This window comes from Dyadobacter sp. CY351 (assembly GCF_021502625.1).
GTDB lineage: Bacteria > Bacteroidota > Bacteroidia > Cytophagales > Spirosomataceae > Dyadobacter > Dyadobacter chenhuakuii.
The window spans coordinates 374,731-390,266 of sequence record NZ_JAKFFU010000003.1 but is presented as its reverse complement, the minus strand read 5'-3'; the positions used below and the strand labels follow the sequence as shown (position 1 = coordinate 390,266).

Below are 15,536 nucleotides of genomic sequence, written 5' to 3'. Positions count from 1 at the left end.
CCACTAACCCTTGAACTTTTATTTACAAAATATATTTGCAGAGTGATAATTTACATTTAATTTACGTAGAAATAGTTGTAAATTGAATGTGACCCTGCATGCATAAAACCTTTACGCTCCTCTTTTCTCTTCTTTACTTATTTACCCCTTCGTTCGCTCAGCATAAGCAGGCAATATTCCGACATTTAACGACCGGAAAAGGCTTATCTCAAAACAATGTGACCTGCATTGTGAAAGACAGGCGCGGTTTTATGTGGTTCGGCACCCAGGACGGGCTCAATAAGTTTGATGGTTACAAATTCACAGTTTACCGGAATGACCCCCGTAACCCGCAGAGCATCAGCCACAATTATATTCATACGATATTCGAGGATAAACAGGGCAGGCTCTGGATCGGGACGGACGATGGAGGGCTGAGCCGGTTTGACAGTGAACAGGAAACCTTTACAAACTATCTGCACAAAGCGGGGGATAACAACACCGTCAGCCACAATAAGGTGCACGCAATTGATCAGGATAAAGCTGGAAATCTCTGGCTGGGCACCATAGGAGGAGGTGTCAGCGTCTTTAATCCGGAAAAGAACACATTTCAAAATTATTCAAATAGTCCTCGCGTTGCCGGCAGTTTGAGCCACAATGTGGTGAGCGACATTACGGTCGATCGGAAGGGGAACGTCTGGATAACCACCAGCGGTGGCGGGCTAAACCGTTTTGATGCGGCTGCAAAAAAGTTTGTCATTTACAAAAACGATCCTCAAAATCCGGCATCCCTGAGCAGCAATGATCTGAATGAGGTTCTGGAAGATTCGCGCGGCAGAATTTGGGTGGCGAGTGAGGGCGGAGGCCTTAATCTTTTGAATGCGGACGGAAAAACATTTACCATTTTCCGGCACAATGATCAGCAACCGACGGGACTATCTCATAATGATGTCATCTCTCTGGAAGAGGACAAAAACCATAGACTTTGGGTAGGAACCAGGAACGGGGGGATTAACGTGTTGCAGGAAAACAACCAGTTTGCCCATTACAAATATGACAAGAACGATGCGAGCGGGCTAAATAATGGATCGATATACAGCATGTTTTGCGATCCGCAGGGCACCATGTGGGTGGGCACTTATAGTGGCGGGATTAATGTAATGGACCGGGAACCATTGAAATTTGGCTTGTTGAAAACGAACATTAACGATCCGAAAAGCCTGAATAACGATAACGTACTCACTGTTATCGAAGACAATGAGGGAAAGATCTGGGCCGGGACAGATGGAGGAGGAGTGAACGTGGTGAACCTTGAAACCAACCAGACCACTTATTTTACTCACAATCCTAAAAACGAAAGCAGCATCGCGAGTAATTACGCAATCGCTATTTGCGAAGACGCTGACGGAAACATATGGGTGGGAAATTACAAGGGCGGTTTGAGTTTGTATGATAAGAAAATCAATGCATTTAAGAACTTAAATCAAAGTGAAAATCCGGCTTCTACAATTTATGCCAACGTTCACGTGATGATCAATGATGAAAGCGAGCATTGCCTGTGGATCGGCACGTCGAGAGGTTTGCTGAAATACGATAGAACTTCGGGGAACTTGACGCAATTCCGGGCCGACGCCAATGTTCGGGGCTCTATCAGCAGCGACATGATTCTCTCATTATTGATGGATTCCGCGGGGAATCTCTGGGTAGGAACCGAGGGAAGCGGGCTGAACCGTTACAATAAGAAAACCAACCAGTTTACCAAATTCACATCGGATCCTGCACAAATCACAAGCTTGTCCAATAACCAGGTCAATGCTATTTATGAGGATAAAAACGGGCACATTTGGGTTGCGACCAGTGGCGGGCTCAATTTGTTAGACAAGAAAACCAATACTTTTAAGCATTATCAGCAATCGGATGGCTTGCCTAATAATGTCGTTCAGGCAATTACCGAGGACGGCAGGGGCTTGCTCTGGATAAGTTCTAATAAGGGCCTTTCCAGGTTTAATCCAAAAACTGGTGAATTCCGCAACTTCGATTTCAGTGATGGCTTGCAGCAAGGTTCTTTTAACCGTCTTTCCCTGTTTAAAAACAAAAAAGGAGTCATATATGTCGGAGGGCAATATGGGCTCAATTTTTTCCATCCCGACAGCATTAAGTACAATGCATACGTCCCACCCATCTTTATCACAGATTTTCAGATTTTCAATCAACCCATCAAAAACCAGGAGGAGGGATCGCCTTTAAAAAATCACATCAGCGCAGCCAAAGAAATTACCGTTTCCTACGCGCAGTCCATGCTTTCCTTTGAATTTACCGCGCTGAATTACACACTTTCTGAAAAGAACCAGTATGCATACCAACTCGTTGGTTTTGACAAGGACTGGATTTACAGCGGGACGAACAGAAAAGCAACTTACACCAATCTCGATCCTGGTAAATATGTTTTCAAAGTAAAAGCTTCCAATAATGATGGAGTATGGAACGACCAGGGAACAAGCATTGTCCTGCACGTTACGCCGCCATTCTGGAAAACGCTATGGTTCCGCACATTGGCGGTTTTGTTGGCAGCAGGCCTTATTTATTGGTTCTACCGCTGGCGGATCGGCGCTATGAAAAAGCAAAAGGATTTATTGCAAAAGCAGGTTGAAGAACGCACCGTTGAGGTGATCCGGCAAAAGCATGAACTTGAACTGCAATCCGCCGACCTGCAAACAATGAATTCCCGTTTGCAGAACCAGCACGAAAGAGAACTGGTGGCAAGGCAGGAAGCGGAAAAAGCGAACATGGCCAAAAGCGTGTTTCTGGCAACGATGAGCCATGAGATCCGCACGCCTATGAATGGGGTGATCGGTATGGCGTTGCTGCTGGCACAAACGCCTATGAATGAGGAACAAACCGAGTATACAGATACCATTATCAAATGTGGCGACAGCCTGCTCATGGTAATTAATGATATCCTGGATTTCTCGAAGATTGAGTCGGGGAATATGGAGCTGGAACACATTAGTTTCAATCTTCGGGATTGTATTGAGGCGGTTTTGGATATATTTTCTTCCAAAGCGGCGGTAATCGGTCTGGATCTTGTTTACCAGATCAGTCCGCAGGTTCCTAACCAGATCATCGGCGACAGCCAGCGGTTGCGCCAGATCCTGATCAACCTTGTCGGGAATGCGATCAAGTTCACGCATGAGGGTGAAATTCTGGTGATTGTAAAACTGGTTAAGTATGTTAGTGATGACGAACTGGAAATCAGCTTTCAGGTTCAAGATACGGGCATAGGCATCCCGGCAGATAAGCTGGACCGCCTGTTTGTAGCCTTCTCACAGGTCGATTCGTCTCATACGCGCAAGTACGGAGGCACGGGACTCGGGCTGGTGATCAGTCAGCGCCTGGTGGAACTGATGGGCGGAACAATCAGCGTTGACAGCGAGCCTGGCAAGGGAACCAGCTTCCATTTCTCCATCCAGGCACAGGTCAGTCATGAATCCCAGCGGCAATATGTGCATTTCAATACATCTGAAAACGACGGCAAAGCAGTCCTGGTTGTTGATGATAATGAGACCAATCTGCGAATTTTTCATGCACAAATGGAGCAATGGAAACTGGTGCCCACGCTTGCGTCATCGGGAAAACAGGCGCTCGAAATTCTGGATAGCGGCATAAAATTCGACCTGATCATTACGGATCAGCAAATGCCTGAAATGGATGGCGTTACACTGGCCGGGATTATTAAGCGGCGCTTCCCAACATTGCCTCTTTTCCTGCTTAGCTCGGTAGGCGACGAAAAACGGCATACTTTCAAAGATCTATTCGCCGCTATTCTTACCAAACCGGTTAAGCATCAGCAGCTTGGGCAGTTGATCCAGATGGAGCTGAAAAATCAGGGCGACTCGGCCAAGCTGGTTTTACCTGCGGTGCAATCGCTACTCTCGGAGGCGTTTGCTATTCAGTATCCACTGCACATTCTGATTGCGGAGGATAATCAGATTAATGAGAAACTATTTGTCAAAATACTGGGAAAACTGGGTTACAGCCCGATCGTTACCCGCGACGGCGCTGAGGTGGTTGCCAAAACCTTTACCAGAAAGTTCGACGTTGTTTTCATGGACGTTCAAATGCCCGAAATCGACGGTCTGGAAGCCACGCGCCTGATCCGCAAGCAGGAGATCGAGCAGCCTTACATCATTGCCATGACCGCCAACGCCATGAAGGAAGACCGCGAAGAATGCCTCGCCGCAGGCATGGATGATTACATTTCCAAACCCCTGCGCTACGACGACATTACATCATCATTAAAGAGGGCATATCTGGCTTGCATTTCGGCTGGGTAAAAGTGCTTGCAAGTATTCCGCTACGACCAGGCCGTGATCTTTTCGCAGAGGATTATCAATGTACCGGCTAAACAAACTCAGCGTTTTCGGGAGCATTGCTAAACCACCGCTGGCGTTGAGGTTAGGATTTTTATTATCTTGCATTGCGTAGTTGCGCTTGCCCGAAATTTTTGAAAATGCTTGAAAATTTGATTGTATTCCTGATTGACGATGACATCGAAGATCAGGAAATTTTTTCTATCATGCTGGAAGACGCACTTCCTGAAGCCAAATGCGTTTTTGCCAAAGACGGGATCCAGGCGCTCGAAAAACTGGAACAACCCGCATTCTCCCCAGATGTCATCTTCATAGACATCAATATGCCCAGAATGAATGGTATGGAATTTTTAGCAGAAATGAAAAAAAGGCCGTCGCTCATTCATATCCCTGCTGTTATGTATTCGACTTCCGATGAAAAGGCTATTGTTCAGCAATGCAAGGCACTCGGAGCATCAGGGCTTATTAAGAAACACGCCAACACGGATGAGGTAAAGGAAGAAATTAAAAGAATCGTAACGACCCTTTTCTAGTCATTTCATGGTAGACAATGAGTTAAAAAAGCTGGAATTCCTCGCAGGAGGAGGCGAAATGGGCGAACGCATCCGGCAATTTGATTGGGAAAAAACAAAACTCGGCACCCCCGAACGATGGCCGCAAAGCCTTAAAACCTGCGTGCGGATCATGCTCAGCTCCAAACAACCGATCTGGATCGGCTGGGGGGATGAATTGATTAAATTTTACAATGATGCATATATCGATATCGTTCGCGGGAAACATCCCGTCGCATTAGGGCAGCCGGCTTCGGTGGTCTGGAAAGATATCTGGAAAGACATTGAACCGCTACTCTCTCGGGCAATGAAAAAAGACGAAGGCACCTACGTGGAATCCCAGCTGCTGATCATGGAACGAAGCGGCTTTCCGGAAGAGACGTATTATACTTTTTCCTACACACCCGTGCTGGGCGCAGACGGATTTCCATCAGGCATAATTTGCTATAATACAGCTGATACAGACCGGATTATCAACGAGCGGGCATTGAGAACAATGCAGTTGCTCGATACAGTTGCGCAGAAGAAAAACGAACAGGAGGTGTACGCGCAGGCAACAAAAGCGCTTGCAGGGAATCCCCAGGATTTTCCTTTTTCTATGGTCTATAAGGTCAAAATGGATGGCAGCAGCGCCGAGATCGTCGCTTGCTCCGGCTTTGAGGAGGCTCCTGTGAGTGGGTTGATAAACCTGACCAACCCGGAACTAGCCGCTCCCGGCATTACAACGGCCATTCAGGAAAATCATATCGTGGAATCGGTCGTGGATGGTCAGTGGAAAGAGATCCCGAAAGGCGCCTGGGACATTGCGCCGCGGATTTTTGTGGATATTCCTATAAAATCCGCTAACCGCCAGTTTCCATTGGCAGTGCTTACCGTAGGGCTCAATCCATATCGCAAATTCGATGACGCATACCGGAATTTTATTCAACTGATTGCGGACCAGATTGCGCTGGGTGTGAACAATACGCTCGCGTACGAGGAAGAGCGGAAGCGCGCTGAGGCACTGGAAGCATTGGATAAGGCTAAGACACTATTTTTCACCAACATTAGCCACGAGTTCCGGACGCCACTGATGCTGATCCTTGGACCACTGGAAGAATTGCTGAACAAGCCTGCCGGCAACCTTAATAATGCGGAAAGGCAGAGTATTGAAGTAACACATCGGAATGCTTTGCGACTATTGAAGCTCGTCAATTCGCTGCTGGATTTTAGCCGCATTGAAAGTGGCCGCCATCAGGGAAATTTTGTATCGACAGATCTGGCAACATACACCCGTAACCTGGCGGCGAATTTCAAATCGGTGATAGAAAGCGCTGATCTTCAATATAATGTGGAAGTTGACGACAACCTTCCGCCGGTTTATCTGGACCGACAGATGTGGGAAAAAATTGTCTTCAATCTGTTGTCGAATGCTTTCAAATTTACACTGGAAGGCACCATAACAGTGAGGCTTTTTGCCCATGGTGACCATGCCGTGCTTACCGTGACCGACACCGGCGTCGGGATTCCGGAGAACGAGCTGCCGCATATGTTTGAGCGTTTCCACCGGATCCAAAGTACGGCAGGCCGAACATATGAGGGGACGGGGATTGGGTTGTCGCTGATTAAGGAGCTCATTTTGCTGCATAATGGTAACATTGAAGTGGAAAGCGTTGCAGGTGAGGGAAGTTGCTTTACGGTTTCCATTCCGTTTGGCACTAAACATTTATCCCATACCCAGATTCTGGAAGATGACGGCGGCTTGGCGAATGCGGGCTCCAATGTATATGTACAGGAAGCAGCGGCGCTGGTGGACATGCAATCGTTAGTGCCAGATGGTGGCAGCCCAGAGATTGAGGCAGGATCAGGAGAGGCAAATGAACTGGTGCTGATTGTAGATGATAATGTGGATATGCGCCAGCACATTGAGTCATTGGTCTCAACCAGATATGAAACCATTACGGCAACCAACGGCCTGGACGCACTCGATAAAATACAAAAATATAAGCCTACGCTCGTTTTGAGCGACATTATGATGCCGGAGATAGATGGTATTGAATTGCTCAGGCGCGTAAAAGCCAATCCGGAGACCAGCCAGCTTCCTGTGATCCTGATCACCGCCCGGGCCGGAGAAGAATCCAAAATTGAAGGTTATGAAATCGGCGCGGATGACTATCTGGTAAAGCCATTTTCATCCAATGAAATGCTCGCCAGGATTACATCCCAGATCAAAATTCAGCGGGCCCGCAAGCGGATCGAGGAAAGCCAGAAGTTATTTACAGAAGAGTTGGAGCAGCAGGTGCAGCAACGCACAAAGGATCTTTTATTAGCCAATAAGGAACTGGAATCGTTCAACTACATTGCCAGCCACGATTTACAGGAACCGTTACGGAAAATCCAGACATTCATCCATTTAATCCAGAAAAACAAAGCCGACGAGAACGCGGCAGAAATGTATTACCGGAAAATTTCATCGTCGGCACAGCGCATGAGCGAACTTATCCAGTCGGTGCTGACATATAGCCGGCTGGCTAAGACAGGCGACGACCATACTTCGGTGGACCTTAACGAAATTGTAGCGAACATTGAAATCGATTTTGAATTGCTTATTGCTGAGAAACAAGCTGTTATCCTTTACGAGAATCTGCCGGTTATCAGGTCAAATGGTTTTCAGATCAACCAGCTGTTTTCTAATCTGATCAGCAATTCCATCAAATTTTCTACGGAAAAGCCCGTAATAACCATTAAATCAGAAATCGTTGAAGGGGCAGATCTGGTGGCGTATGCTGCCATTAATCACGATCAGCTATTCCATCACATTACATTTTCAGACAACGGAATCGGGTTCGAACAGGAATTTAGCGAGAAGATTTTCAGCCTTTTTCAACGGCTGCACGGCAAGCACGAATATTCGGGAACCGGGATCGGGCTGAGCATTGTGAAGAAAATCGTGGAGCAGCACGGCGGTTACATTTCGGCACATTCAAGCCCGGGTAATGGTGCTGTGTTTAACATCTGGCTTCCTGTTTAGCATTTTTAATTTTCACTATATAAAAAAATCGCCTCCCAGATTAGGAAGGCGATTTTTTATGCTAATGGATCCTTGATCCGTGTTAATAAGTGAGCTTGTATACTTTACTGTTTCCAAGTGAAACGGCATAGTAAGTGTTTGTATAAACTTTTTCGATGTCCGTTGGCATGTTCAGTCCGGCCATAACAACAGCACCGTCTTCACTGGTAACTGTTCCTGTATTTTGCTCAAACATGAAAGCGGATGAGAAACTGGCGAAATGTACAGCCAATGGCTTATTGCTATCTGTTAGTACAACATCCACCAGTGTTGTGAAACCTTTTTTATGATCCGATACATTGCCATGCTGGTCAACAGTTTTGATTTCAGCCAGGCCCTCATTAAAAGGGAAACCTGTTAAAGATGTAACGTAGAACTTGCTGCCGTCCCAAGCGATACCCGTAGGAACAAAATCCACTGTCGGGCCGCCCACAGGTTTTTTAGGATTGTCGAAATCCGGGAAGGTAGCAAATACGCTTTTCGAGCCGTCACTTTTTCTGCGAATGATCATGTTACCCGCTGCGTCTGTAATGAAAAGATCGCCCTCTGGCCCCCATGTCAGATTGTACAAATTGGATTCCGCAGTTGCCGGATCAGGAAGCTGTGATTTTACAAAACTGCCAAGATCTTCAAAACTAAGCTCACTTGCTTTCAATGGGGCGTCGCCAGGGTTCCAGGACGAAACATTTGCTTTGTAAAGCCTGCCTTCCACGCCGTGAAGAATGTACAGCATTCCATCTTTGTATAAAAGGTGCGTAAGGCCGCTAGGCATTTTTTCAACGCTGCTTTTAGATAAAAAGCCGGTGATTGCAGGATAAACCGTGCCATCAGGCCCGATCATGGAAACCCGGCCGTCATAAGTGTCGCCCTTGTCGGTAGCGCTGCCTTGTTCCGTTACCCAAAGTCTGTTATTATCGCCCTTGGTAATAGCGATTGGAGCAATTAGCGCACCTTTTGAAAACTCAGTGGAACTGAATTCGACAGGGTCCGGCGCGTGGTCGGTGCAACTGAGGGCAGAAGCAAAAAGGAAAAAGCTCAGGCCAAGTAAACGAATGGTTTTCATAGGAAAGAGATTAGAGAATTGTGAGTAAAATTAGAAGCGGCAATATTAATAAAACAAGCTGCAAACGGACTATTCCGATATAGAGTTCTTATTTAATGGTAAGGTCACCCAGATGATCAGGCAGTGGGCCAGTTGTATGTAGGGTATGAATGATAATGATTCGTCTTAATAATGAAACTTCTTAACTGATAAAATGAAACTCAAAAGAATACTCGTAGCAACTGTTGCCTTTGCATTGGGTGTCAACACGCTTTTTGCCCAAAAAACAAAACCCCTTTTCCCTGACATGCCGGGGATGGTTTCTTACACTTTCCGCAAGAGCCTGGCCAAAGACCCTGCGGCTACGTTGGATACATTGCAGCAGCTTGGCATTAAAGACATGGAATTTTCAAGTTTGTTCGGAAAAACGGCAGCTGAGCTGCGCAAGCTTCTGGATGAGCGGGGGATCAAATGTTCATCCTTTGGTGTGCAATATTCGGACGCATTGAATAAAACGAAAGAAGTGGGAGAGAATGCTAAAGCGCTGGGGGCGAAGTTCGTACGCGTTGCCTGGATTCCGCATAAAGGCCCTTTCACATTGGAAATGGCTCAGCAGACTGTTGCTGATTTTAACAAGATCGGTAAGCAATTGAAAGAGGAATTCGGCCTCACATTTTGCTACCATAATCATGGTTATGAGTTTGAAAAACATGAAGACGGCACTTTGATGGATTATCTGATCCAGAAAACAGACCCGAAATATGTCAGCTTTGAAATTGATCTGTTATGGACTTTTTTCCCAGGCGCCGACCCTGCTGCACTGATCGCAAAGTATCCTAAGCGCTTCAAATTAATGCACATGAAGGATTTGAAAAAGGGAGTGACCGGAAACATGTCCGGAGGAACGCCTGTTGAAAACGACGTGGCATTAGGAACCGGACAACTCGACATTCCAGCCATTCTGAAAGCCGCGAAAAAATCGTCTATTGAACATTACTATATAGAAGACGAGAGCCCGAGTTACGCTACGCAGGTGCCGCAGACCATTGCCTATCTGAAAAGTCTGACTTACTAAATTAAAACGAAACCGGGCCGCTTAGCAGTCCGGTTTCGTTTTTTAAATGCCTACAGGGCAGGGTTAGCAAGCGGTTTAAAGCTTATTCTTCCGGATCGGCAATGTCTATCCAGGTAGGCGCATGGTCACTCGATTTCTCCCAACCACGGACCTCCTTATCCACACCCGCCGCAAGCAGGCGCGCATCCACGTGCGGACTTAGCAAAAAGTGATCGATGCGAAGGCCGGCATTGCGGCCGTAAGCATTTCTGAAATAGTCCCAGAATGTGTATATCGTTTCATCGGGATGCAATTTCCGGATGGCATCCGTCCAGCCCTGGTCCACAACCTTCTTGAAAGCCTCCCGGACCTCGGGACGGAAAAGCGCATCGTCTACCCACCGTTCGGGTTTGTAAACGTCCAGCTCAGTGGGCATCACATTGTAGTCCCCCGCCAGGACGACCGGCACATCGTAAGCCAGCAATTCCGCAGCGTGTGCTGTAAAGTGTTCGAACCAGCGCAATTTGTATTCCAGCTTCGGCCCGGGCGCCGGGTTGCCATTTGGCAGGTAAAGACAGCCTACGAGCATTCCGTTCACAATGGCCTCAATGTATCGGCTATGCAGATCATCTTCATAGCCGGGAAGCGTTCTGCGCACTTCTTTCAGTTCCAAGCCCCGTGACAGGATCGCTACGCCATTCCAGCTTTTCTGACCATGCCAAATCGCATTGTAACCCGCGTCCAATAGGGCTTTTTCGGGAAATTTCTCCTGCGGCGCTTTTAATTCCTGCAAACAAACGACATCGGGTTTTGTCATTTCCAGCCAGCGCAGCAGCACTGGCAGCCGGCCATTGACTCCATTGACATTATAGGTGGCAATTCTCATAGCAGTCGATCAGTGATTTGATTAAAATATGAATATAAAAATCAGTCCTGGTGAAAGTGAAGTCTGGCCGTTTGCCAGGAGACATTATAAGCCTGGATTTATCAAAAATAGCCTGCTATCGGCCCTAAGCCGGTAGAATAGGGCGTGGGCAAGCCTTTTTTCAATAACATTTACAGTACACAAGAGATGAAAATCAAGTTTTATGCGCCGCAATGGGGCAACACCCTGCCTTTTGACGCTTTTTGCAGCCATGTAAAATCAGCAGGTTACGACGGCGTTGAGATGGCCCTGCCCTTTGAGCGGGAGGAAACGGACGTAATCCTGGAAGCGCTGGCCAAGCATGGCCTCGAACTGATTGGTCAGTATTGGCAGTCATTTGAACGGGACATTGATGCGCATACGGCTAATTATGAAAAATATCTTCGAAATCTGATCGCAGCCAGGCCGGTTTTTATCAACTGCCAGACCGGAAAAGATTACTTTCCTTTTGATCATAACAAGCGGCTTTTTGATCTGGCTGCTTCACTTGCAGCAGAATCCGGCGTTCCTATTATTCATGAAACGCATCGTGGAAAAAGTTTATACGCCGCGCATGTTACGCACGGATACCTTTCACAAATCCCGGATCTGCGCATTACGCTGGACATTTCTCACTGGTGCAACGTGCACGAGTCACTGCTGGAAGATCAGGTGGAAGAGGTCGCATTGGCAATAGCGCATACAGACCACATTCACAGTAGGGTAGGCCACACCGAAGGGCCGCAGGTAAATGACCCCCGCGCACCTGAATGGGCAGAAACGCTTGAAACCCATTTGCAATGGTGGGACCAGGTGGTTGCCTCGCATCACGCAAAGCAGTCGCAGCTCACCGTAACTACAGAATTCGGCCCTTTACCTTACATGCCGTCGTTACCATACGCACAAACGCCCGTGGCGAGCCAGTGGGACATTAATGTATACATGATGAATCTTTTAAAGGAACGATATCGTCAGGAGACCGCCTCTGCGAGACATTGATTGCTATAACATTCAGGCAAATGCATCATATTTTCAGGAACCAAAATCGAGATGGGGCGCTTGTATAATGTAGCATGGACCAGAAATCTTATCACGTAAAGAAAAGCCAGAGAGTCGTCGGAGTGTTAATTGCCGCCGCATTTACAGGTGTAATATCCGCATTGATCGCAGATACGCTTAAAGTGATCACGGAACATTACGAAGAAAATTTGCTTGAAAAGATCCATGAAAACACCTATCTCATTTTTGTTTTGCCACTGATCGGCATCACAACGATCCATTTGCTCAGGCGATTTCTTTTCAGGAATAAGGCCAATAAAGGCATCAAAGAGGTTTTGGACACGATCAATAAAAATGGAAATACGCTTCCCGCATATAAGGTCCCTTCCCATTACTTTAACGGATTCCTGACAGTCATTTTCGGCGGATCAACTGGCATCGAGGTTTCCACAGTCGTTGCTACGGCGTCGGTAGGCGCATTATCCAGTCGCAAAGTGAGTTATCTCAAAAAATACAGGACCGATCTCGTTTGTTCGGGCCTGGCCGCGGGCGTTACAGCATTGTTCAATGCGCCTATTGCGGGTTTTTTGTTTGCATTTGAAGTTTTTACCAAAAGAAAAAGCAAGCTGCATACAGCCAGCGTCATTACGGCCGTGCTGGTTTCTTACCTGTTAACCCGCTATTTCTTTTTCAAACAAATATTCAGTTTCAATGTCTCCGTTTGGAATGGCTACGCCTTGCCTTACTTTGTATTGCTCGGGGTTATCGCTGGGTTTAATTCGGTGTACCTGACCAAAAGTGTCCTCTTTTTCAAACGTTTTTTCAGCTCTTTGAACAATGATCTCACCAAAATCCTGGCTGGTTCTTTGCTGATTTCGTTGCTTGTTTTCTTCTTTCCCAGCTTGTATGGCGAAGGTTATGCCGGGATCAATAACCTGTTGAAACTCACGCCGGACACTGCAATGTCAACCATTTTACCATTGTTGCTGATCTTGCTTTTGAAACCGCTGGCAACCTCCATAACATTAGGCGCCGGAGGCGATGGCGGGGTTTTCGCACCCAGCTTATTCATTGGCGCGTTCCTTGGATTGATCGTTTGTACGGTCTTAAACCACTTTTTCGGTCTCAATCTGATCGCTGTCAATTTCATGGTCATCGGCATGGCGGCAGTGCTGAGCGGCAGCATTCACGCACCCTTCACAGCGATTTTCCTGGTTTGTGCCATCGCTGACAACTATATGCTTTTTGTCCCTATTGTGGTAGCCAGCCTTATTTCCAAGCTGGTTGCACATTACATTTTCCCTTACACCGTCTACACATACAAAGCACCTGCTTTGGCGAAAGTGCAGCAGTAATCATTCGGGAGATATCATAATAAGGTAATTTGTCAGCACATATATTTGACTAATTTTATTGGTCAAATATATCCTAACCTTATGATCCTACGCAGCGCGCCGTTTTGGCTCTGGCTTTCAGTCAGCAGTCTTTTTTCTTCATTTTGTTTTTCCCAAAGTGTAACTGAAATCCGGTCGTTTCAGGTAACCGAAGCAAAGCAGGCTGTTGCCGTTGATGCAGATCATTTTTATGTTATTAACAACAGCACCATAACCAAACATACCAAATCTGACGGCAAGCAAGTTGCTGTCTGGGACGGCTCAAAAGAAGGCATCAAACATTTAAACAGCGGTGTGGTCATTAAAGGAAAAATGTATTGCGCCAACACAAATTACCCTGAAATTCCGATGGCAAGCTCTATTGAGATTTTCGATGTGAAGTCAATGCAACACATTGGTAACCATAGCTTTGGTATTGCCCAGCACGGCTCATTGACTTGGATAGACCAGAGAGATGGCTTTTGGTGGTGCGGGTTTGCACATTATTCCGGAAAAGAAGCCAGCGAAGGCAGGGACACCCGATGGACGGCGGTCGTAAAATACGATCCCGAATGGCGCCAGCTTGAATCTTGGATTTTTCCCAATCATATTATAGCGCTTTTTACGCCGAAAAGTAATTCAGGCGGCGCCTGGGGCGCAGACGGATTGCTCTATTGCACAGGGCACGACGAGCAGGACCTTTACGTCATGCGCCTCCCGAAGTCCGGATTCACGCTCGAACACGTCCGTACGCTCCCCGCACCAATGCACGGTCAAGGCATCGCCATGGACCATTGGATAAAGGGCAAGCAAATCATCTACGGCATCAACCGCGCCGAAAAAAAAGTGATTGCAGCTGAAATCAAGTGAGAGGCTTGCTCCGACGCGGGTGGGGATGGTAAGTGTTGAGTTTCTAACATTTATTCCAAATCCCTAAGCTCGCTTCGAGCGCATGGCTTTTACGGTTTTTAGCTTTTCGTCGGAAGAGAATTTATTATATTCTTTTGATTCCAGGCCGTATAGCGCAACTTTTCCTTCGGCGTTGCTGTGGACGCCCCAGCCGTATCGCTTCGTGAGTGGTGAGGCTCTCAGGCAAGGCTGGCCCTTGGAAAAGAATTTTTCGCGCTCTGCTTCAAGCTCCGCCTCGTCCAGACCCTGGCGAACGGCGTAAGTCTGGAAGAGGACGTCGTCGGATGTGTATTGATAGGGATGGGCGCTGATGATTTCAAACTGAATGTTGGCGACAGATTTTTCGGCCCCCTTTGTTGGCGGCACTTCGCCCGCTTTGGCCTGGCTGTCTTCTGCAACCTGGATGAATGTATCGAAGTAATTAGTTGTATGCGTCTTCATTTGTTCGGAATAGATGTTTTTGATACTAATGTAAACAATATAAAAAGTCGGGAAGTAATTACAAAAAGTTAACTTTGGACAAACAAACTGATATAAAATGAAAGCGACATTTGCATTCTTATTTTTACTGATTTCGGCTCCTCTATGGGCACAACTTCCCGCTGCCGATGATCTGTCGACGTCCAAAGGCCCCCTGAAAATACAGCCGCTCAACCACGCCACCATGTCGCTGACCTGGGCCGGAAAGACAATTTATGTGGATCCATATGGCGGCACGAAGACATTCAAAGGCATTGCTGCACCCGACCTTGTCCTTATTTCAGACATTCACGGCGACCATTTCGATCCGAAAACATTGGACTCTCTGGACCTGAGCAAAGCCATCATCGTAGCACCGAAAGCGGTCATTGATATGATGTCGGACAAGCTGAAAGCCAAAGCCGTTGAAGTTAATAACGGCCAGACAATCAGCAAACTGGATATCTCTATCATGGCTATTCCGATGTATAACCTTCCGGAATCAGCGGATGCAAAGCATACCAAAGGCCGCGGCAATGGTTATGTATTGAAATTTGGTGATAAAACGGTCTATATCAGCGGCGACACAGCCGGAATCCCAGAAATGCGCGCTTTAAAGAACATTGATCTGGCATTCGTTTGCATGAACCTTCCCTACACCATGGACGTGCCCGAAGCTGCTTCCGCAGTCCTGGATTTCAAACCAAAAATCGTTTATCCTTACCACTACCGCGGCCAAAACGGCCTAAGCGACACCGAAGCTTTCAAAAAGCTGGTGAACGCTGGTGACAAGAAAATCGATGTGAGGCTTAGGGATTGGTATTCGATTAAGTAAACATCAACCACA

At 46.9% G+C, this 15,536-nt stretch carries 11 protein-coding genes; 8 read left to right on the top strand and 3 right to left on the bottom strand.

The features are described 5' to 3' along the window. Window positions 1-98: 98 nt before the first annotated feature. From L0660_RS07205 to L0660_RS07195, 3 genes are all read left to right on the top strand, one after another. Window positions 99-4,313, top strand: coding sequence for a hybrid sensor histidine kinase/response regulator (locus L0660_RS07205; RefSeq protein ID WP_235158855.1), 4,215 nt, complete (start codon window positions 99-101; stop codon window positions 4,311-4,313). A gap of 176 nt (window positions 4,314-4,489) precedes the next feature. Then, on the top strand, window positions 4,490-4,882 hold the full coding sequence (locus L0660_RS07200) for a response regulator (protein ID WP_235158852.1): 393 nt from the start codon (window positions 4,490-4,492) through the stop codon (window positions 4,880-4,882). 7 nt (window positions 4,883-4,889) lie between these two features. Next, the gene (locus L0660_RS07195; protein WP_235158851.1) at window positions 4,890-7,910 is read left to right on the top strand and encodes an ATP-binding protein; all 3,021 of its coding nucleotides are present in this window, start codon (window positions 4,890-4,892) and stop codon (window positions 7,908-7,910) included. Between the two features lie 82 nt (window positions 7,911-7,992). On the opposite strand, the gene L0660_RS07190 is transcribed toward L0660_RS07195, so the two are convergent. After that, window positions 7,993-9,012: a ScyD/ScyE family protein gene (locus tag L0660_RS07190; RefSeq protein ID WP_233798514.1), complete on the bottom strand. Its 1,020-nt coding sequence runs from the start codon at window positions 9,010-9,012 to the stop codon at window positions 7,993-7,995. A 193-nt stretch (window positions 9,013-9,205) separates the two neighbouring features. Here L0660_RS07190 and L0660_RS07185 point away from each other — a divergent pair, with 193 nt between their 5' ends. Continuing rightward, window positions 9,206-10,066: a sugar phosphate isomerase/epimerase gene (locus L0660_RS07185; RefSeq protein WP_235158849.1), complete on the top strand. Its 861-nt coding sequence runs from the start codon at window positions 9,206-9,208 to the stop codon at window positions 10,064-10,066. A gap of 82 nt (window positions 10,067-10,148) precedes the next feature. Here L0660_RS07185 and xth read toward each other — a convergent pair whose 3' ends face one another. Further along, window positions 10,149-10,931, bottom strand: a complete 783-nt coding sequence (gene xth / locus L0660_RS07180) for an exodeoxyribonuclease III (protein WP_235158848.1) — start codon at window positions 10,929-10,931, stop codon at window positions 10,149-10,151. A 186-nt stretch (window positions 10,932-11,117) separates the two neighbouring features. Here xth and L0660_RS07175 point away from each other — a divergent pair, with 186 nt between their 5' ends. From L0660_RS07175 to L0660_RS07165, 3 genes are all read left to right on the top strand, one after another. Beyond that, window positions 11,118-11,948, top strand: coding sequence for a sugar phosphate isomerase/epimerase (locus L0660_RS07175; RefSeq protein ID WP_235158847.1), 831 nt, complete (start codon window positions 11,118-11,120; stop codon window positions 11,946-11,948). Window positions 11,949-12,022: 74 nt separating this feature from the next. Further along, complete coding sequence (locus tag L0660_RS07170) at window positions 12,023-13,303, top strand: chloride channel protein (protein WP_235158845.1); 1,281 nt, start codon at window positions 12,023-12,025, stop codon at window positions 13,301-13,303. 81 nt (window positions 13,304-13,384) lie between these two features. Further along, the gene (locus tag L0660_RS07165) at window positions 13,385-14,191 is read left to right on the top strand and encodes a hypothetical protein (protein WP_235158844.1); all 807 of its coding nucleotides are present in this window, start codon (window positions 13,385-13,387) and stop codon (window positions 14,189-14,191) included. Between the two features lie 63 nt (window positions 14,192-14,254). Here the strand turns inward: L0660_RS07165 and L0660_RS07160 are convergent, their stop codons facing one another. Then, window positions 14,255-14,671, bottom strand: coding sequence for a DUF6157 family protein (locus L0660_RS07160; RefSeq protein WP_235158843.1), 417 nt, complete (start codon window positions 14,669-14,671; stop codon window positions 14,255-14,257). A gap of 97 nt (window positions 14,672-14,768) precedes the next feature. Here L0660_RS07160 and L0660_RS07155 point away from each other — a divergent pair, with 97 nt between their 5' ends. Continuing rightward, a complete protein-coding gene (locus L0660_RS07155; protein ID WP_235158842.1) occupies window positions 14,769-15,524 on the top strand; it encodes an MBL fold metallo-hydrolase in 756 nt (251 codons plus the stop codon). Window positions 15,525-15,536: the final 12 nt, after the last annotated feature.

What these genes read in the sequence shown, in the direction of transcription:
- xth (WP_235158848.1), bottom strand. Translation starts at nt 10,931, where the DNA reads ATGAGAATTGCCACCTATAATGTCAATGGAGTCAATGGCCGGCTGCCA.
- L0660_RS07205 (WP_235158855.1), top strand. Translation starts at nt 99, where the DNA reads ATGCATAAAACCTTTACGCTCCTCTTTTCTCTTCTTTACTTATTTACC.
- L0660_RS07155 (WP_235158842.1), top strand. Translation starts at nt 14,769, where the DNA reads ATGAAAGCGACATTTGCATTCTTATTTTTACTGATTTCGGCTCCTCTA.
- L0660_RS07200 (WP_235158852.1), top strand. Translation starts at nt 4,490, where the DNA reads ATGCTTGAAAATTTGATTGTATTCCTGATTGACGATGACATCGAAGAT.
- L0660_RS07165 (WP_235158844.1), top strand. Translation starts at nt 13,385, where the DNA reads ATGATCCTACGCAGCGCGCCGTTTTGGCTCTGGCTTTCAGTCAGCAGT.
- L0660_RS07190 (WP_233798514.1), bottom strand. Translation starts at nt 9,012, where the DNA reads ATGAAAACCATTCGTTTACTTGGCCTGAGCTTTTTCCTTTTTGCTTCT.
- L0660_RS07195 (WP_235158851.1), top strand. Translation starts at nt 4,890, where the DNA reads ATGGTAGACAATGAGTTAAAAAAGCTGGAATTCCTCGCAGGAGGAGGC.
- L0660_RS07160 (WP_235158843.1), bottom strand. Translation starts at nt 14,671, where the DNA reads ATGAAGACGCATACAACTAATTACTTCGATACATTCATCCAGGTTGCA.
- L0660_RS07175 (WP_235158847.1), top strand. Translation starts at nt 11,118, where the DNA reads ATGAAAATCAAGTTTTATGCGCCGCAATGGGGCAACACCCTGCCTTTT.
- L0660_RS07170 (WP_235158845.1), top strand. Translation starts at nt 12,023, where the DNA reads ATGGACCAGAAATCTTATCACGTAAAGAAAAGCCAGAGAGTCGTCGGA.
- L0660_RS07185 (WP_235158849.1), top strand. Translation starts at nt 9,206, where the DNA reads ATGAAACTCAAAAGAATACTCGTAGCAACTGTTGCCTTTGCATTGGGT.